General features: G+C 66.0%; 14 protein-coding genes. 7 read left to right on the forward strand and 7 right to left on the reverse strand.

Annotation, left to right across the window (positions count from 1 at the left end; all coding sequences use genetic code 11):
- A partial coding sequence (locus P8R42_19145; protein ID MDG2306725.1) for a hypothetical protein occupies window positions 1–1,739 on the forward strand: 1,739 nt, incomplete at its 5' end.
- A gap of 41 nt (window positions 1,740–1,780) precedes the next feature.
- Window positions 1,781–3,538, forward strand: coding sequence for a hypothetical protein (locus P8R42_19150; protein ID MDG2306726.1), 1,758 nt, complete (start codon window positions 1,781–1,783; stop codon window positions 3,536–3,538).
- A gap of 12 nt (window positions 3,539–3,550) precedes the next feature.
- Here the strand turns inward: P8R42_19150 and P8R42_19155 are convergent, their stop codons facing one another.
- Entirely contained in the window at window positions 3,551–4,126 is a 576-nt protein-coding gene (locus tag P8R42_19155) for a helix-turn-helix domain containing protein (GenBank protein ID MDG2306727.1), read from the reverse strand.
- Window positions 4,127–4,647: 521 nt separating this feature from the next.
- Between P8R42_19155 and P8R42_19160 the strand changes: the two genes are divergently transcribed.
- Both P8R42_19160 and P8R42_19165 read left to right on the forward strand, forming a co-directional pair.
- Window positions 4,648–5,478, forward strand: a complete 831-nt coding sequence (locus P8R42_19160; GenBank protein MDG2306728.1) for an enoyl-CoA hydratase-related protein — start codon at window positions 4,648–4,650, stop codon at window positions 5,476–5,478.
- Between the two features lie 9 nt (window positions 5,479–5,487).
- Entirely contained in the window at window positions 5,488–6,588 is a 1,101-nt protein-coding gene (locus tag P8R42_19165) for a hypothetical protein (protein ID MDG2306729.1), read from the forward strand.
- Window positions 6,589–6,634: 46 nt separating this feature from the next.
- Here P8R42_19165 and P8R42_19170 read toward each other — a convergent pair whose 3' ends face one another.
- The gene (locus P8R42_19170) at window positions 6,635–9,109 is read right to left on the reverse strand and encodes a TonB-dependent receptor (GenBank protein MDG2306730.1); all 2,475 of its coding nucleotides are present in this window, start codon (window positions 9,107–9,109) and stop codon (window positions 6,635–6,637) included.
- A 148-nt stretch (window positions 9,110–9,257) separates the two neighbouring features.
- Here P8R42_19170 and P8R42_19175 point away from each other — a divergent pair, with 148 nt between their 5' ends.
- The 3 genes from P8R42_19175 to P8R42_19185 all read left to right on the forward strand — a co-directional run bounded on the left by P8R42_19175 (window position 9,258) and on the right by P8R42_19185 (window position 12,327).
- A complete protein-coding gene (locus tag P8R42_19175; protein ID MDG2306731.1) occupies window positions 9,258–10,505 on the forward strand; it encodes an amidohydrolase family protein in 1,248 nt (415 codons plus the stop codon).
- An 82-nt stretch (window positions 10,506–10,587) separates the two neighbouring features.
- The gene (locus P8R42_19180) at window positions 10,588–11,220 is read left to right on the forward strand and encodes a TetR/AcrR family transcriptional regulator (protein ID MDG2306732.1); all 633 of its coding nucleotides are present in this window, start codon (window positions 10,588–10,590) and stop codon (window positions 11,218–11,220) included.
- An 18-nt stretch (window positions 11,221–11,238) separates the two neighbouring features.
- On the forward strand, window positions 11,239–12,327 hold the full coding sequence (locus P8R42_19185; protein MDG2306733.1) for a phosphotransferase family protein: 1,089 nt from the start codon (window positions 11,239–11,241) through the stop codon (window positions 12,325–12,327).
- Window positions 12,328–12,409: 82 nt separating this feature from the next.
- Here the strand turns inward: P8R42_19185 and P8R42_19190 are convergent, their stop codons facing one another.
- The 5 genes from P8R42_19190 to P8R42_19210 are packed head-to-tail and all read right to left on the reverse strand — an operon-like array spanning window position 12,410 to window position 18,270.
- A complete protein-coding gene (locus P8R42_19190; protein ID MDG2306734.1) occupies window positions 12,410–13,477 on the reverse strand; it encodes a phosphotransferase in 1,068 nt (355 codons plus the stop codon).
- Window positions 13,474–15,249 (reverse strand): CocE/NonD family hydrolase, encoded by a 1,776-nt coding sequence (locus tag P8R42_19195; protein ID MDG2306735.1) that lies wholly within the window; start codon window positions 15,247–15,249, stop codon window positions 13,474–13,476. Before P8R42_19195 ends, P8R42_19190 begins: the two co-directional genes overlap by 4 nt.
- On the reverse strand, window positions 15,246–15,662 hold the full coding sequence (locus tag P8R42_19200) for an OB-fold domain-containing protein (GenBank protein ID MDG2306736.1): 417 nt from the start codon (window positions 15,660–15,662) through the stop codon (window positions 15,246–15,248). The genes P8R42_19195 and P8R42_19200 overlap by 4 nt, the downstream gene beginning before the upstream one ends.
- On the reverse strand, window positions 15,659–16,825 hold the full coding sequence (locus P8R42_19205; protein ID MDG2306737.1) for a thiolase family protein: 1,167 nt from the start codon (window positions 16,823–16,825) through the stop codon (window positions 15,659–15,661). Before P8R42_19205 ends, P8R42_19200 begins: the two co-directional genes overlap by 4 nt.
- Window positions 16,813–18,270, reverse strand: coding sequence for an aldehyde dehydrogenase family protein (locus tag P8R42_19210; GenBank protein MDG2306738.1), 1,458 nt, complete (start codon window positions 18,268–18,270; stop codon window positions 16,813–16,815). The genes P8R42_19205 and P8R42_19210 overlap by 13 nt, the downstream gene beginning before the upstream one ends.
- Window positions 18,271–18,283: the final 13 nt, after the last annotated feature.

Below are 18,283 nucleotides of genomic sequence, written 5' to 3' on the forward strand. Positions count from 1 at the left end.
CATATCGTGGTTGGACCATGGTGGCTACGCTTGCGGCGGCTTGGCTGGTCGCCGCAGGATGTGGTGAGGGTGCGAGTGGCCCTCACGCGAACACCCTGGTCGTGCCAGAAGCGGAGCCTGCACCAGATCCGTCCGACCCCAACGAGCCTCCGCAGGAGGGATGCGGCGAGGCGTTCGAGAGCACGTTCGGCGCGATTCAACAGGTCATCTTCGAGGATCGCGGCTGCACGGAGGCCGTCTGTCACGGTAGCTCCGCCCAGGGCGGTCTCGATCTGCGCCCGGACGTGGCCTACCAGAATCTATTCCAAGCGGCGTCGCAGGGCAGCGCTCTTCCTCGACTTACACCTGGCGAACCCACCCAGAGCTACCTCTTCAGGAAGCTGCAAGCGGGGGTCGAGCCTGGCCGCGTCGAGATCGCAGGCGCGCCGATGCCGAGCGGGCTTCCCCCGATTAGTGAAGGGCAGCTGGAAGCGTTGCGACTATGGATCGAGGTCGGTGCCCCTGAGACTGGCTCGACTGGCGATTCGGTGCGCGGCTCATCCGACTACATCGAGGGACTTCTAGAGGTCTGCCTCCCGCCCGCAACGCCGGTCGAGATCGCGCCCCTGCCGGCGCCCGACCCAGAGGTCGGTGTTCAGTTCGCGATGCCGACCTTTACCTTGCCGGCCGCAACCGAGGTCGAGGTGTGCTTCGCGCAGTACTTCGATTTCTCGGAGATCGTTCCCGAGACCTTCCAGGATCCCGAGGCCGGGGTCTTCTACGTGAACGGGAGCCGCCTCCGGCAGGATCCGCACAGCCACCACCTCATCCTCCACCATTCCGGGTTGGGTGCGGACTTCGTAGATCACGAGGCGTTCGGTGCCTGGGCGTGTCGGGGCGGAAGTCGCGACGGGGAGACGTGCGATCCGTTAGACCCGGCGTTCTGTGGCGAGAGCCTCTGCGGCAGCGAAGTACGCGATTCGCTCGCCTGCATCGGATATGGGCCGCCTGATGCCGCGATCAATCCTGCCGGCGGTGGTTTTGGAGGGGCGCAGACCGCCCAGCAGTTCAATCCTCCGCGCGACGGCCAGTTCGAAGCCCTTCCGATTCGTGGGATCCTTCTGTGGAATGCGCACGCCTTCAACCTGACCACCAAAGACCACGAGATGCATGCGTGGCAGAACTTCTTTTTTACGGATGATCTGCGCTTCGAGGAGCTCCGGATCGTCCGCGGTGGCAACGACTTCGCCGGACAGCCTCCGTTTACGTACGAGACCTATTGCACGGAGCACGTCATGCCGGAGGGTGCGGAGCTGCTGTTCTTGAGTTCGCACACGCACAAGCGCGGCCGGAACTTCACAGCCGACCTGCCAGACGGAACACGGATCTACGAGAGTGCCTTCTACTCAGACCCGGTGGAGCAGGAGTTCGATCCGCCGCTCCGGTTCGACTCGCCGAATCCCGCGGACCGCACCATTCATTACTGCGCGGACTATAACAATGGCGTCGACGACGACGGCGCGCCCGATCTGCGCTACGTGACCCGACTCTCCACCATGCCCAACCGCGCTACATGCACCCCGGTCGCATGTGTCGAGGGAAGAATCGGGTCGGCGTGTGCGGGCGAGGGAGACGACGAGGAATGCGACTCGTCACCGGGGGCCGGAGACGGTTGGTGCGATGCCTGCGCGATCACGCCGGGCGTCACGACGGAGAACGAGATGTTCTTCCTTCTCGGATCGTACACGGTCCGCGAATGACGGTCGAGGGCCTGAACCAACGAACGACTCGAGGGAAAGCCATGATCGAAGTCCTGAAACGCAATTGTCTTGCCCTTCTTTTCTTTGTCTTCGTCGCTGGATTCGCGGCCGGTTGCGGCTCGGAATCCACGTCCGGCACGGCGACGTCCGCGCCGCCGGCGGAGATCCCGCCCGAGCCCGAGCCAGGGCCCGAGCCGGGACCAGACCCCGAACCGAACCCCGGCGACTGTGATGAGTCCTTCGACGGCGCGTACGACGCGATCCAGAACGTCATCTTCGAACGACGTGGCTGCACCGCCGACGCGTGTCACGGCAGCAGTGCCGCGGGTGGCCTCGTGCTGAGTGCCGACGTTTCGTTCGACAACCTCGTTCGAGCCGACTCGGTCGGCAGCATTCTACGCCGCGTCGAGCCGACGAAGGTGAAGGACAGCTACCTCTTCCATAAGCTCGCCGCCGCGACCGACCCGTCGTTGGTCACGATCGACCTCGCGGGAAGCGCGATGCCCCTGTCGGGCGCAGCGCTGTCGCGGCAGGAGCTCGAAGCGATCCGGTTGTGGATCGAGGGCGGGAGCCCGCGCGAAGGTTCGATCGGTGACGAGTTCGGCGGCAATCGCGTCGCCGACCTGCTCGACGCCTGCCTGCCGGATCCGGAGCCAGTGGTGATCGAGCCGCTCGAGCCGCCGGCCGACGGCATGGGCGTCCAGATGTCGATGCCGCCGCACCAGATTCCCGCCGCGAGTGAGTTCGAGATCTGCTTCGCCGAGTACATCGATTTCCGCGACCAGATCCCCGATGAGTTCCTCACGCCGGATGGCGATAGCTTCTATGCCAACGGAGAGACGAACCTGGCGGACCCCAACACTCATCACCTGACGATCAGCTACTCGGGCTTCGGAGCCGAGATGGTGGACGCACCGGAGTTCGGTCGTTGGGAATGCGCCGCGGGCCCTCTCGAGGGGGAGGCTTGTGACCCCCTCGATCCCGACCACTGCGACGGCGGGCAATGTCGATCCGAGATCAAGAGCAGCGTCGCCTGCCTAGGCTTCGGACCGCGCGGCGGCGGGAGTGGCATTACCCCCGGTAGCCGCGTGCAGACGGCGAATGGGCGCCCTGGCTTCTTCGCCGAGTTCCCATCGCACGGGATCTTCTACTGGAACTCTCATGCCTTCAACCTGACTCCGAAGGACCTAACGCATCACAACTACACCAACGTCTACTTCACCGACGATCTGCGCTTTAAGGACGTCGGCTTCCAGAATACGTCGCAGCTCGGCATCGCCGCCGGCACGCCACCGTTCACGAAGGCAGAGTACTGCGCTGAGCATGTGCTTCCGCGCGGCACGGAGCTGTTGAGTCTCGTTTCGCATACACACAAGCGAGGCGAGCGGTTCACGATGAACCTGAAGAGCACCGGAGAGCTCCTGTACGACAACCCGTTCTGGGATGACCCGCTGTGGATCTATTATGAGCCGGCGCGGCTGTTCGATTCCGAAGATCCCGCCGACCGAACGATCATCTATTGCGCGGTCTACAACAATGGTGTCGCGCCGGACGGCTCGCCCGACGTCGGAGGTGTCACGCGTCTCTCACGCAAGCCGGAACGATCGAGCTGCCGGCCTGTGGCGTGCGCCGAAGGCCTGATCGGCGAGCCCTGCAAAGGCGTGAACGATGACGCCGCATGCGACACCTCTCCCGGCGCGGGCGACGGCATGTGCGACGCGTGCCCGATCACGGGCGGCCTGACCAGCGACGACGAGATGTTCATCATCCTGGGATCGACTCTCGAGGTGGTCCAGTAGAACGAGCTTGGGTCAGGGCAGGAGCCTCTGCGCCTGCTGCTGCATGTGGGAACGTAGCTCCTTGTCGGCGAGCTTCTCGACGAGAGGGTGGATGACTGCGCCACCGATGGCGGTCGTGAGCATGGCGACCTGTACCTGGGCCCGCGCGCCGGAGCCACCGCCCATCAGCATGCGGTATACGCGCTCCATCACTCGCCGGAAGGGCTCGTGCTCCGACAGGAAACGCAACATCACCGGGTCGCGCTGGAGGATGCCTGCCATCCGGCGGCGCGCGACGGCTAAGTCGATCATGCCAGTGATCAACACGTCGCGTCCTCGCGACATCGAGCGCTCGGCCTCGGCTGCGGTCACGGCCCCCTCCAATGCCGACAGGATGACCTGAGCTACGGCGAGGACGATCTCGCCTTTGGTGCTGTACTGGTGGTAGACGGCGGCCTTCGTAACCCCGATCTCGTCCGCGATCATCTGCAGTGAGGTCCCGCTGATCCCGTGCTCGCCGAACAATATGAGCGCGGCTCCGATGATCCGGCTCTGTGCACTGGTGGACGCCGGGCTGGGCAGGGCCGACGCGGCCTTGTCGGAGCTCATCTCGGTGAGACTACCCAATCGGGTCTTGTTCGCGAACCCGCGTTCGAATCGCTCGTCGCTGGATCAATACGCAGGGCTTGGCGGGATCCGACTTGATGTCGACTTCGGCGGCACTCGGGGCCCGAGCCCGATCCCGGCGGCAAACGAGCTTCCCAGCGCGACGAACTGTGGACGTCCTTCGGGCCGTCGTCTTCCCTCGCAAATGAGTACGATGAGGATCAGGAGCCCGATGACGAGCACGGCGACTACGCCGCCGATCAGCCCTACGGTCATGCGCCGAGCTCCATGTTGTCGCCCTGGGCCGATCGCATCGAGCCCGTGCCGTCGTCGGGCGTCAAGATCGGAATGTCCTCAGGCTCGTCGTGCACGGGGTCCTCTTCCATCGCTCGCCCGCCCGGTCGCGGGGCGTCGTTCGTCCTTCTTGCTCCGCTGTTAAAAAGTTCCTATATCGACGTCGGTGTCGAAAACAATCCCCTCGCCGCGAAACGGCGGCCCGATGCAGAACTCGTGAAGAGGAGCTCATGCCACTGACAGCTGTTTTGCTCGATGACCCTGCGCCGGGTGTGCGGCGTGTCACGCTGAACCGCCCCGAGAAGCGGAACGCCCTCAACCACGTGTTGCGCGGCGAGATCATCACCGCTCTCGAAGAAGCAGACCGCGATCCGGACGTTCGCGTCTCGATCCTGCGGGGCGCTGGCGCGAGCTTCTCCGCCGGGTACGACCTCGGTGGTGGGAACACCGGACAGGAGGAGCCGTGGTTCACGGCGGAGGGGGAGGGGCATTGGCCGCGACACGTGACGCAGGGCTGGTTCTCGATCTGGGATCTCGCGAAGCCGGTGATCGCCCAGGTGCACGGCTACTGCCTGGCTGGGGGAAGCGAGCTCGCCACGTGCTGTGACCTGGTCTACATGGCCGAGGACGGGGAGATGGGCTACCCCGCGGTCCGCTTCGGTGTGCCCGACAACCACTTCCACCCTTGGTTCGTCGGGATGCGGAAGGCAATGGACATGATGCTGACCGGCGACTCGATCAACGGAATCGAGGCGGCGCGACTCGGGTGGGCGAATGAGGCGTTTCCCGCAGAAGAGCTCGAGGCGAAGGTGCTCGCGAAGGCGGAGCGCATCGCGGCCATGCCGCAGGATCTCGTTCAGCTCAACAAGCGTGTCGTGCACCGACAGATGGAGATCATGGGGCTGCGCACGGGCATTCGAGCCGGCTCGGAGCTCTGCGCTCTCGGCATCCACTCGAAGACGACGCGCAGCTTCGTCACGAAACTCCAGGAGAAGGGTGTCACCCAGGCGGCGCAGGAGCGGGACGAAGTTTTCGGCGACTATCGAACGCGTCGCAAGTGAGGAGACTCGATGAAGTACTCGGCCGCCGATGAGAGCTTTACCCACCAGCTGCCCCGCCCGTTCGACGAGATGCACCATCCGGACGGGAGCTGGTCAGATCGTTGTTACTTCTTCGCGCACTCACCCGACGGCTCTCTGCTCCTGACGAACGGCTACGGCACCAACCCGAACCAGCGGCAGGCGACCGGCTACTGCAAGGTTGCGCTCGCCGACGGGCGTCACTGGGACCTGACGGCGGGTCGGCCGATCACACCGGCCGATCGGGACGACCTGTACGCCGGTCCGATGCGGTGGACGTGCGTCGAGCCCCTGAAGCACTGGAAGCTCGATCTCGCGCCCAACGAGTCCGGCATCGAATGGGAGCTCCACTACGAGCCTCGCGCGCCCATGTGGGATCTCCTGCCCATGAACGTCGTCGTCGACGGGAAGCCGATCGTCGACATGTACCACATGAAGGAGCCGGGAAAGTGGACGGGGTGGGTGCGGATTGACGGGGAGAAGATCTCCGTCGATGGTTTCCACGGCGGGCGAGACCGCACGTTCGGCGTCCGCGTCGCCGACGAGATCAACTTCTGGCTTTGGCTCGACGCGGGGTTCGAGGACTGCGCGATCGAGGCGTGGGTGATCGAGTCCCGCGACGGGACCGTGCAGTACGTCGACGGCGGCATCACGCACGTCGACGGTACGCTATCGAAGCGTTTCGTCGCGATCGAGCACGACGTCGAATTCGACAGCGACCGGAAGCGGCCGGCGCGCGCGGTTCTCGTGTTCACCGACGAAGACGGCCAGACCTACCGGGTCACGGCGGACTCGCCGCACCAGCACGTGAATGCGTACTACGGCATGCCACTCGGCCACATGAAGGCCCAGAGGCTCGAAGGCGGGGGCTACTTCCTCTACTTCCCGTGGAACAGCTCCGATCGCGAGGAACTCGTCGCGTTGGAGACGAAGTCGATGGCGATCGACCAGCTCATGCGCTTCGACTTCGACGGCAGGGTTGGCCACGGGATCTTCGAGATCCTGTCCGGCGCCGACGGTTACGCCCGGTACCCCAACTGGCCGAAGATGGACATGGCGTCGTTTCGTCAGAAGCCGGCGAAGTCCAGCTGATGCAGGGCGCGCGGAGGAGACCGGAACCGATGTTCTTGCGCAGGGGTTAGAACCTCCAGGACAGCTCGGCTCCGTACGTGCGCGGAGCGGCGTACGCCCGGGTGAGGAATCCGACGGTCGACACGGTGGGCGTCACGTTCGTGAAGTAGGCCACGTTGAGCAGGTTCTTCGCCCACAACGCGACCTGAGCGCGGTCGTCCATGAAATCGTAGGAGAAGCGTGCGTTCAGCAGGTTGTAGCCCGACTGCGTTGCCTCCGGCACCTCGGGGCCGAGCCACTGGACGGAGCTTACGTAGGCCCACTCGACGCGGGGCGTGAACCAACCCGACATCGGGCTTCCGTCGAGTCCGGGCATCGCGAAGGAGTACTGCGCGGCCAGGAACGTCTGCAGTCGCGGCGTGAACAGGAAGCGATCGCCCGAGCGATCGAGCGGGTTTCCGTCGTAGTCGCTCAGGCCCTCGGAGAAGTCGTCGTAGGTCGCGTCGGTGTAGCCGACGTTCCCCATGATGAGAAGGCCGTCCGTCGGTGTGGTCAGCAGCTCGATCTCGAAGCCCTTGGTCGTGGCCGTTGCCGCATTGTCGGTGATGCGTGAGATGGTCGGAGCGCCGTCGGGTCCAGTCCCGGTGTCGCGGATCTGCGTCACCTGGATGTCGTCGTATTTCCCGATGAAGAACGACGTGTTGAGGGTTGCACGTTGGTCGAAGCCGATCAGCTTTAGGCCGATCTCGAAGTTGTCGAGAGTTTCAGGACCGTAGGCGAAGGCGACTCCGGACCCAACGGTGGAGCCGGAACTGGTGCCGGTGGCGACGCCGTTGAAGCCACCACCCTTGAACCCCTCCGAGTACGTGAAGTAGCCCATCACGTGGTCGAGCGGCGTGTCGGAGATGAGGTCCTCGGGAAGGGTCGCGGCGATGCTGCCCATCGGCGTCCATGCCTGGAAGACCTTGTCGCCTGCTTCGTTGCCGGTCTGACTGCCGGTCGGGACGTCGAAGGACTCGAACGTGAGGCCCTTCTTGTCTTGCGTGTAGCGGATGCCGCCGGTGAGGCTCAGCCAGTCGAGCACGTCGTACGTGGCCTGGCCGTAGAGCGCCCACGTCCAGTTGTCGATACTTACGGTTTGGAGGGACTGCTGGTTGAGGGCGATGGGGTTGCCCTGGCCGGGCGGCAGCACGTACGTGACGCGGTCACCGCCGTTTCCCTTCTCCCAGAAACCGAAGGCGCCCGCGACGTAGTTGAGTCGATCGTCGAGCGCCGACCCGTTCAACTGTCCCTCTTGCATGATCTGGCGTTGGAACCCGGGCGTGCCGTCGAGCGGCGCGCCGCCACCGACGTTGGAGAGTTGCACGATGATGAAGTCCGTGCCGTCGACGTCAAAGCGCGTTCGAGGGTTCTGTTGGCGCCACGACGTGAGCGACTTCACGGAGATGTCGCCCATGAATGGCACCTCGCCCACGTCCCAATCCGCGACCATCCAGGCGCCGTAGCTCTCGAGATCGGTGAGGGCGGCCAGGTTCGAGGTCGTCTCGAACGGCGTCGTCTCGCTGCACGCCTCGGGAGACCCCGGGGGTAGCAACGACGAGAGAGGCGAATCGGGGTTCCCAACCACGCACCGTTGGGCGATGCCGTTGTTGTGATCGCGGCTCCAGGTTCCCGTGAGATCGATCGTGACGTCGTCGTGCGGCAGGAACCGGAGGGCGCCCAGGAACGCCAGGGAGTTGTGACCGTTCAGGTACTCGTCCCGGAACGAGTTGTAAGAGTAGCCGGGTGTGTTCCTCGAGGCGAAGGAGGTTCGCATGAGGAGGAGGTCGTCGAGAATCGGGATGTTCAGGGTGAACCGGGTATCGATGCTGTTGAAGTTCCCTGGCCGGACCATCGCGAAGCCCGCGAGCTCATTTGATGGCTTGACCGTCGTGATGTTGATTGCGCCGCCGACCGTGTTCTTGCCGAAAAGCGTTCCTTGCGGCCCGCGTAGGACCTCGACCTGTTGCACGTCCACGATGTTGACGAGCGTGCCGAGGGCGCGCGGGAGGAAGACTCCATCGACGTAGACGCCCACGCCGGGGTCGAAGGCGATCTCGGTCGACGACGTTCCGACGCCGCGGATCCGGATGTTGCTCTGCGCCCCGGTGTTGTCCGTCTGGAAGGTCAGGTTGGGTACGAGCGTCTGGATGTCGTCGAGGCGCTCGACGCCGGATTCGCGCAGGGCGTTCTCGGAGAGGGCCGTCACGGAGACCGGAGTGTCCTCGAGGAACTCCTGCCTCTTTCGGGCCTGGACGACGATCTCCTCGACCGCCTTCGCCTGACGACGCGAGATGCCGGGCACGTGGCCCGATGACTCGAGGCGTTCCGCCTGCGCGCCGGCCGCGTCGACTTCGTCCTCCTCTCCACCTCGTGCCCCCTGCGTTTCGACCGATTCGGCGTAGCTCGAAGGCGCTTCGGGCGGCTGCGCCGCGGAGGGCGTGCCGAGGACGAACACGAGACCAAGGGTCAGCGGCGCGTAGGGTAGGGCCGAGTGTCGCATCGGAGAATTCCTTTCTACTGACGGGGCGTCTTCGGACTTGCCGGAACGATCATCGGTCCTATATTGACATCGATATCAAAAGCAAGAGCCGAGGGGCCGTCTGAGCGGGCGGCGCCTGGGACCCGTCGCGATTGGGAGAAGAGAACTCATGAACGCCACGAACGAATCGTCGCCCTACATCTGCATCACGGCCGACACGCACGCAGGCGCGTCGATCGACACGTATCGCGGCTACCTCGAGCCACGCTATCGCGACGAGTTCGACGAGTGGCGTGGCGGCTACCGAAACCCGTCGAAGAAGAAGCACGGCGGCAGGAAGACGAAGAACTGGGACTCGGCCGAGCGCCTTTCAGACCTGAAGGGCGACGGTGTGGTCGGGGAGGTGCTCTTCCCGAACACGGTTCCTCCCTTCTATCGGACGGCGTTCCACATCGCGCCGCCCGTCTCGCACGCGCACTACCCGCATGCACTCGTGGGTACGCGTGCACACAACCGCTGGCTCGCGGACTTTTGCCGAGAGGCGCCGCAACGTCGTGCCGGGATCGGGCTGATCCACTTGAACGACATCGACGACGCGATCGAAGACGTGAAGTGGATCGCGGAGAACGGGCTGCGGGGCGGAGTCCTCTTGCCCCTTCCGTCGCCCGGTGAGCACTGGCTCCAACCTCTCAACCACCCGGACTACGACCGGCTGTGGGCGGTCATCCAGGACTGTGACCTGCCGATCAACCAACACTCCGGGCAGGGCTCGCCGCCGTACTGCGAAGGGCAGGGGTCGAAGGTGCTCTGGGCGTTGGAGATGCCGTTCTACGTGCAGCGCGGTTACACGAGCCTGATCATGGGTGGCGTGTTCGAGCGCTTCCCCGGATTGAAGTATTGCTTGACGGAATCGGGATGCTCGTGGGCGCCGGCGCTCCTCCGCCGGATGGATCAGCTCTACTACTCGTGGAAGGCCGGTGCGATTGGAGAGATCGACGTCGCGAAGGACCCGGCGCTCAAGGAGCCTCCGAGTTTCTATGCGCGGCGCAACTGTTGGTACGGGGCGAGTTTTCCGGGGCCGCGGGAGGTCGAGGGGCGAGACTTCGTGGGCAAGGACAAGATCCTGTGGGGCAACGACTATCCCCATCACGAGGGAAGCTATCCTTACTCGCGGGAGAACATGCGTCTCGCCTTCTCCCAAGTTCCCGAGGACGAGGTCCGCATGATGCTCGGGGAGAATGCGGCCAAGCTTTACAACTTCGACCTCGACGCTTTGCGGCAGGAAGCCAACGAGGCCAACATCACTCCCGATCTCGTGGCGACGCCTCTCGACGAGATCCCCGAGGACTCGACGTGCCTGGCGTTTCTGCGGGTACGCGCGGAGCAGGCGGCGAAGAGCAAGGCGGCGCGGAGGTGAGCGAAGCGCGACACGGCGCGAACTCGCTGAGCGCCGTTCCGGGTGCCGCGAGCCGAATATGCAGAAGGTGGAGGGTGTGAGAATGTCGGAGCCCGCCGTTTCGACGGAAGGAAACGTGCCCCGCTCGCCGAAGGGGGCGAAGACCCGGGCGCGGCTGGTCAAGGCGGCCAAGACGGTCTTCGAGCGCGACGGATTCCTGAACGCTCGAATTTCGGACATAGCGAGCCAGGCCGGCGTCTCGCACGGGTCGTTCTACCATTACTTCGACTCGAAGGAGGAGATCTTCCGCGAGGTGGCGGAGGCAGCGGAGAGCGTCCTGACGTCGCCGCCCGAGCAGACCGCGCCTCCGCCTAGCTCTCCGATCGAGCGCATTCGCCGGGCGAACCGACGCTACCTCGAGCAGTACCGCGATGAGGCTCGAATCATGGGTGTCGTCGAGGAGGTCTCCCGATACGACGAGCACGTCCGCGCGGTGCGCGCGGAGACCCATAAGCACTTTGCCGACCGGGCCGAGCGCAACATCCGTCAGCTGCAGGACGACGGTCGGGTCGACGCGGCCATCTCACCGCCGATCGCCGCGATGGCACTCGGAGCAATGGTCGCGCGCTTCGCGGAACTCTGGCTCGTGCAGGGGTCGGCAGAATACCAGTTCGACGAGGCCGTCGATCAGCTGACGCGCCTGTGGTGCAACGCTCTCGGTCTCGAAGAGAGCTGATCAGGCGGCCGCAACGTCATGACGAGCAATGAAGTGCACGACCAGCTCACGGAATGGTTGGCGGCGCAGCAGCCGGGCGTAGACGACCTCCGTATCGCGGGCCTTGACCGAGTCGAGTTCGGGCACTCGGCTGAGATGTTGGCGCTCACGCTCGCTTGGCGAGCCGACGGTGTCGAGCGCCGGCAGGATGTGGTGGTCCGCCTTCGGCCACCGCCGCCTGGGCTGCTCGAGCCGTACGACATGGAACGGCAGTTCCAGGTTCTGCGAGCGCTCGGGGAGACGGACGTGCGTTCGCCAGGTGCGCTCTGGTTAGAGCCGACGGGCGACGTTCTGGGTCGGCCCTTCTACGTGATGCAGCGTCTCGACGGGGAGGTGTACGAGCGCGAGGTTCCCGACGAGATTCGCGCCGCACCCCAGCGCGTCCGGCGGATGTCGGAGAATCTGGTACGCGAGATCGCACGGATCCACCAGGTCGATCTGGCCGCGACCGGGCTCGCCGACCTCGGCGACGGCACGGAGTACCTCGATCGCCAGCTGAAGCACTGGGCGAGCGAGATTCACCGGGTGAAGCGCGGTCCGGTGCCGGGGCTCGAGAGACTTCACGCGGAGCTTCTCGAGAGCCAGCCCGAGCCCTGCCCGCGGGTCGCGCTCGTCCACGGGGACACCAAGCCCGGCAACTTCGCCTTCGTTGGCGACGACGTGAGCGCTGTGTTCGACTGGGAGATGACCGACGTGGGCGACCCGCTCGCCGACATTGGTTGGGCAGAGGTGACCTGGCCGCTCGCGGGTTTCACCGCGCTTCCCGGCGCGCTCTCGGGCGACGAGCTCGTCACGCTCTACGAAGAGTTGACCGGAACCATGGTTCGGCACCGCGAGTGGTACCGAGCGTTTCAGGGCTTCAAGATGACCGTGATCCTGTTTCTGGGCTCGATGCTCGTGGACAGTGGCGCGAGCGACGATCTCCGGCTCGCGTCGATGGGCGGAGTCGTTCCGATGTTCACGGACCGGGCCCTGAAGGAGCTGGGGATCGACGAAGCTCTCGATTCCGGTCCTGTAGCTCCTCGCGACGAGCGTCTTCGAGCCGTGAAGGCCAAGGCCGGCGCCTGAGCGTCCCGGACCCGGTTCGTCGCCGGAATCTGGCAGGGGCTCGAGTTCTCCGCGGTCGCGGTCGAAGGTGAGGCGCGGCGGTTCAACCGTCGACCACGGCGAAGGCGTCGTGGTCGTCCACCGCAGTACCCATACGCTCGAGGAGTGCGGTGGTGATCGGCGGATCGACCTGCTGTGTGATTGCCCAGAGGTAGAACCCGTGAACCAGGCCGTACCGAAGGTCGGCCCACGCCTGTTCTTCTGTCGGGGCGTCGACCCCACCCGCAGCAAGCGCTCCGAGGTAGTGGCGGACGAGGTCTCTCTCCGTTCGGCGGCGGTCGTCCACCGTGAGGGTGGCGGCGAGGTGGTAGCCGAGGTCGAGGTACCACGGGCCCCGCTGCGCGAGCTGCCAGTCGACGAGAGCCGGCCGGCCGTCCGCGTCGAGGAACAGGTTGCTGACGTGTGGATCCCCGTGGATGACCGACCACGGCCGGGCCGACGAAACGCGGTCCACCACCGCCCGGTAGGATCGGTAGAGCCGCTCGGTGTCCCGGACTGCAGACGGAACGCGCGCACCGATGGGTCCGTCGAAGTTGCTGCTGATCTCGGCGACCCCCCGTCCCCGAGCGATCTTCTCCAGACGGGGAGCGAGCCAGCCGGTCGTCTCGACCGAAGGCCTCAGCCATGTCTTCGCGTGCAGCTTCGCGAGTTCCTCGAGGGTCTGCGCGGTTTGGTCGGGCGAGTACGGGCTCAGCGAGTCGAGGAAGGTGGCGCCCCGGGCCACGACGTCCTCGGTCACCAAGATGCTGTCGTCCGTGTCGACGTCGACGTGCGCGTAGACGCACTCGAGCGTCCGGACTCCGGTCTCCTCGGCGAGGTCACGGTAGAAGCCCGCCTCCGGCACGCCGACGAAACGCAGGGCCCGGCCGAGCTCGTTGAAGTACCCCTTCACGCAGAGCGCCGGCGACAACCCGTCCGGCACGCCGCCGGCGCACTCGATGCGAAAGCGCGCATTCGTCGTGATTCGGCTGACCACCGGACCGGGGTGCACGTGGGAGACCTCGATGCCCGGGTACTTCGTAGCGAGGGCCGCGCTCAGCCACTCCGGGGAGAGGGCCTGCTCGAGCGTGGTGGGGATCGGGGGGTGATCGCGTTCGGTCGCGGGGCTCACCAGTCCCCCGGAAGAGTGGAGCCGTCGCGCACCGTGGGCGGCGTAATGCTCCGAGACGTCTCGAAGGAGCCGTGTGCGATCAGTGGCAGGCGAACCGACGACGCAGACGTGCCTCCGTAGTGGATCGTGTAGACGCCGCCCGGAAGGGTCTCGCGCATGGGTTCGGTGAGGTTGCATCCCCACGGTGGGTTCCCGATCACGAACCCGCAGTTTTCCGCACGCGGTCGGGTGGAGAGGCGGACCCCCAGGCGGTGCCCGGGCTCGATCGACCAGAGGGTTGGGACGAGGGGGACGTCGATGCCGGTGCGTTGGTCGGGGAGGAGTGGTTCGTCTCGGTCGAGCGCCAAGTAGGGGCGAATGAGCTCTCCGTCCGCGTCGGTCCACGACCGGTCGGTGTCGAGGCCGCGACGGGACCCGAGCACACTGCCGTGCGAGATGACTGCGCGCGCTCCGTCGGGAGCGACGTCCAGAAGCTCGATTAGGAGCTGCGCATTCGTATTCGACGACGAGATCTCCAGGCGCGCGGCCATCGGCCCGGCGAGCACCGCTCCGTCGGAAAAAGGTGCGCTCGTGTACTCGACGGACGCCGAGACCTCCTCGGGGGGAACCCACGTGAGTGTGTCTCGTCCGGCGGCGGCAGCGGATCCCGCGAGCTCTCCCGCCTGTGTCAGGTAGAGCGCGGTGGAGTCGTCGGTCAGGGGATACCTCTTCGCATTGATCCACCTGTTCGACGCGAGCTCTTGCAGGTGCAGCGGCGTACGCGTGTTTTTCGGTAGGCCGGTGTCGATGCCCTTGATCCACGTGTCGTACCACTGGAGCTCGATTCCCTGGTCGAGCCCGCCCGCGTGCGCCCAATCGCCAATGATCGCTTGGTATCGTCCGGTCACCGGTTGATCGTCCCTCATGGGCGCGAAGACGCCGCGTCCGGCCGAGAGGTTCTGCAGGGCCGCGTACAGTTCGAGGGCACCGAGAGCGCCGCCTTCGCCCCAGCCGACCCACATCAGCATGGGAATGCCGGTTGCGGCGATCGCCGGGGCGCGTGCGACTCGGTCGAGGTTTCGCCAGTAGTCGCGGTAGTAGCCGCGGTCTCCGCCGGGAAGCGCGTCGGGCCAGACCCCCGGCCACGCGGTGGCGATGGGTCCCGGGATGCCGTTGTCGAACAGCGTGTCTCGGTACGAGTCGCCGGTGAAGCAACCCGGGATCATCGCCTTCACAGGAGAGTCGGGACCGAGCTGGGTTGCGGCCTCGAGCTGGTTGATTCCGAGGAAGGAGCATCCCCACAGCCCGACGTTGCCGTCCGATCCGCCAAGCCGCGACGCCCAGGCCACGAGCTCGGCTCCGTCCTCGGCCGTGCGCGGGGTGAACAACTCCGCGCCCGATCCCCCCGAGCGCGATGTGCCGCGTACGTCGACACCGGCAAAGATGTACCCGCGGCTCACGAAGAAGCTCCCCGCCGTGGCCGCGATGTTCCCGCCGTACGGGTTCTGGGTCAGGATGACCGGGAACGAGCCATTCGCGCGCTCACCGGTTTCGAGGTCCGCCGGATAGTTGACGTCGGCGACCAAGATGACGCCGTCGCTCATCGGGAGCTCGACGTCTGTCTGCGTAAAGTTGCCGAACGTCGGTTCGGGAGGCGACCAGCGGCCGCCGGGGTAGGGCGTGCTGGGCCCGTCGTCGCCGAGCAGCGTGTCTCCGCAGCCGATGGCGGTGATCGATAGCGCGAGGACGACTGCGGCCGTGACGGCGGAGAACCGGTTGTCGAGACGTCTCACGTCGGACTCCTCTGCGGTCGGAACCGCGGCAGCGTGACTTCATCGGACACGTCGTCGAAGACGACCTCGACGGGCATGCCAATGTGGATCTCCTCGTTCGCGCAGTCGACGACGTTCGAGTGGAAGAACGGGCCCTCTTCGAGTTCCACGACGACGACGTTGTACGGAACGCGGTCCACCAACTCGCGGCGGAACACCTGGTGGATGATCGAGAACGTGTGCACGAGGCCGCGTCCACTGCCGCGCACCCACTCCATGCCCTCGCGCCCCGTCTCCGGATCGCAGACCGCGGGCCAATGATATCGACCGGTCACCTGCGATCGTTGGAGCAGGAACTCGCGGCGCCGGCAGGCCTCCCAGAAGGGGCGGTCCAGATCGTCCGGCGCGAGGTCGAGCGGGTTGCGTGTACTCATTTGCCGACCCCCAACACTGCCGTTGCGTGCGCCCAGGTGTTTTGAATGCCGCCGTTGCCGCCGTGCCCGCTCACCAGTGCGATCTCCGCGTCGGCGACCTGCGTCGCGCCGCCTTCGCCACGAAGCTGGTGAATGCCCTCGACCATCGCAGTGAAGCCCGTCGCGTAGTAGCCCGACAGCTGGCCGCCGCCCGTGTTCGTGGGGATCGTGCCGGTCGGGCCGGTCTTCCCGGCAGCCACGAAGGGGCCGCCTTCGCCCGTGCCACAGAAGCCGTACTCCTCGAGCTGCATGATCACCGAGATCGTGAAGGGATCGTAGAGCGCGGCGACGTCGACGTCGCCGACGTCGATTCCGGCCTCGGCGAACGCGCGTGCCTTCGCGGGGGCGATGTCGTCGTGGTGGGCGTAGACGCTGCCGTCGTACCAGTTGCGGATGTTGTGCCCGGTGCCGGTGCCGAGCACGCGCACCGGTGTGCCGCGGAGGTCGCGCGCCCGCTCGGCCGTGGTGACGATGACGCAGACGCCGCCATCCGTGTCGCGACAGCAATCGAGGAGGCGCAGCGGCTCACAGATCATCCGCGAGGTCTGGTGGTCTTCGAGCGTGATCGGCTTTTCATACCCGAGTGTCCCCGGTCGCTTCGATGCGTAGGCTCGTTGCGTCACGGCCACCGCGCCGAGCTGCTCGGACGTCGTCCCGTAGAGGTGCATGTGACGCTGGGCGTGCAGCGCGTGGCTCGTGGAAGGCCCGACCATGTCGAACAGTTCGGGATACCCGTAACCGAATCCGCCGTAGCCCCGGCCTCCCCCGCTGCCGCCACCGCGGAAGCGCGACGGAACCGTTCCGTAGCAGAGGGCCACCGTGGAGGCCTGGCCGACGGCGAGCACGCCACGGGCGGCGATGAGCGCCGAGATCGCGGTGGCACCGCCGGACGACAGGCTCCACGAGAAGAGGGGGCCCAGCCCGAGATACCGGAGGTCTTCGAACGCGACGCCGCCGTGGCAGGCAATGTACCCGTCGACGTCGGGGCGCTTCAGGCCGGCGTCGGCGAGCGCGAGTTCGACGGCCTCGCGCCGAAGCTCGCGTTCGGGGATCTCGAGGTTTCGGCCTTGCTGCGTGACCCCGACGCCGACGATCACGCAGTCGTTTCCGTTCAGCTCGGCCACATCACCGCCTGGTACTCGGTGTACTCGTCGATTCCGTACGCGCCGTTCTCACGCCCGAGACCGGATTGCTTGAACCCGCCCGAAGGCTTGGAGAACGAGTTGACGGCGCCGTTGATCGCCACGCCGCCGGTGCGAATCCGGCGGGCCATGTCGATCGCGCGTCGCTTGTCCTGGGTGAGGATGCCCCCGAAGAGACCGTACTCCGAGTCGTTCGCGATGCGGACGGCGTCCTCTTCCTCGTCGAACGGGAGGACCGAGACGACGGGGCCGAAGACCTCTTCGCGCGCGATGCGCATGTCGTTGCGTACGTTCGCAAAAATCGTGGGCTCGACGAACCAGCCACGTTCGAGGCCGGCCGGGCGTCCGCCCCCCGTCGCCAGGTCCGCGCCCTCGTCTCGTGCCGAGGCGATGTGGTCCTCGATTGCGGCGCGGCGCTCCGGTCGGATGACCGGTCCGAGCAGGATGCTCGGGTCGGCGGGGTCGCCGATCTTCACGTTCTTCTCCACGAAGTCCGTCATCTTGGTCACGAGATCGTCGTGTCGCGAGCGGCTCACGAGGACCCGGGTCGTCATCGCACACCCCTGTCCCGCGTGGAAGAAGGTCGGAACGCAGCCGCTCAAGACGGCCGCGTCCAGGTCGTAGTCGTCGAGGACGATGAGAGCAGACTTGCCACCGAGCTCGAGGTGCACCTTCGTCAAGTTCTTCGCCGCGCACTCCATGATGCGTTTCCCGACGCCGTTCGAGCCGGTGAAGCTCACCATGTCGATGCGTGGGTCCTCGACGAGCGCGCGCCCGATCTCCGGCGATTGCCCGGAGACCACGTTGAAGACACCCGGCGGAACACCAGCTTCGGCCACGACTTCAGCGAGCATCAGGTCGATGAGCGGGCCCCAGGGGGACGGCTTCACCACCATCGTGCAGCCGGCGGCGAGCGCCGGCGCGAACTTCTGTGCGGTGACCCACAGCGGAAAGTTCCACGTCGGGATCAGCGCGCACACGCCTACGGGCTGGCGCACGACGAGTGTGCTGACGAGATTTCCACCGGTCGGCGGATCGATGAGCGGGAGCATCTCCTCGAACGCGTACCCGCGCGCGAGCTCCGCGTAGTTGCGGATGAGCTGGATCGGAGCGTCGACCTGCTGGCCGTGCGTCAGCGCGGCCGCGCCGTGCGCGCGGACGACCGTGTCGCGGAATTCTTCCTTCCGGCTCTCGATGCCGTCAGCGATCCGATGCAGGACGGCGACGCGCTCGGCGACTGGAGTCCGGGGCCACGGACCCTCGTCGAACGCACGGCGGGCGGCCGCGACGGCTCGTTCGACGTCGACGACGTCCGCATCGGGGGCGAGTGCGACGTCCTCCTCGGTTGCGGGATTCGGCAGCGAGTACGACCGGCCATCTCGCGCCTCGATCCACGCGTCGTCGATGTACATCTTCCAGGTCTTCATGGTCGGGTGTCTC

Source organism: Candidatus Binatia bacterium, from assembly GCA_029243485.1.
Lineage (GTDB): Bacteria > Desulfobacterota > Binatia > UBA12015 > UBA12015 > VGTG01.

What these genes read in the sequence shown, in the direction of transcription:
- P8R42_19150 (MDG2306726.1), top strand. Translation starts at nt 1,781, where the DNA reads ATGATCGAAGTCCTGAAACGCAATTGTCTTGCCCTTCTTTTCTTTGTC.
- P8R42_19155 (MDG2306727.1), bottom strand. Translation starts at nt 4,126, where the DNA reads ATGAGCTCCGACAAGGCCGCGTCGGCCCTGCCCAGCCCGGCGTCCACC.
- P8R42_19160 (MDG2306728.1), top strand. Translation starts at nt 4,648, where the DNA reads ATGCCACTGACAGCTGTTTTGCTCGATGACCCTGCGCCGGGTGTGCGG.
- P8R42_19165 (MDG2306729.1), top strand. Translation starts at nt 5,488, where the DNA reads ATGAAGTACTCGGCCGCCGATGAGAGCTTTACCCACCAGCTGCCCCGC.
- P8R42_19170 (MDG2306730.1), bottom strand. Translation starts at nt 9,109, where the DNA reads ATGCGACACTCGGCCCTACCCTACGCGCCGCTGACCCTTGGTCTCGTG.
- P8R42_19175 (MDG2306731.1), top strand. Translation starts at nt 9,258, where the DNA reads ATGAACGCCACGAACGAATCGTCGCCCTACATCTGCATCACGGCCGAC.
- P8R42_19180 (MDG2306732.1), top strand. Translation starts at nt 10,588, where the DNA reads ATGTCGGAGCCCGCCGTTTCGACGGAAGGAAACGTGCCCCGCTCGCCG.
- P8R42_19185 (MDG2306733.1), top strand. Translation starts at nt 11,239, where the DNA reads ATGACGAGCAATGAAGTGCACGACCAGCTCACGGAATGGTTGGCGGCG.
- P8R42_19200 (MDG2306736.1), bottom strand. Translation starts at nt 15,662, where the DNA reads ATGAGTACACGCAACCCGCTCGACCTCGCGCCGGACGATCTGGACCGC.
- P8R42_19210 (MDG2306738.1), bottom strand. Translation starts at nt 18,270, where the DNA reads ATGAAGACCTGGAAGATGTACATCGACGACGCGTGGATCGAGGCGCGA.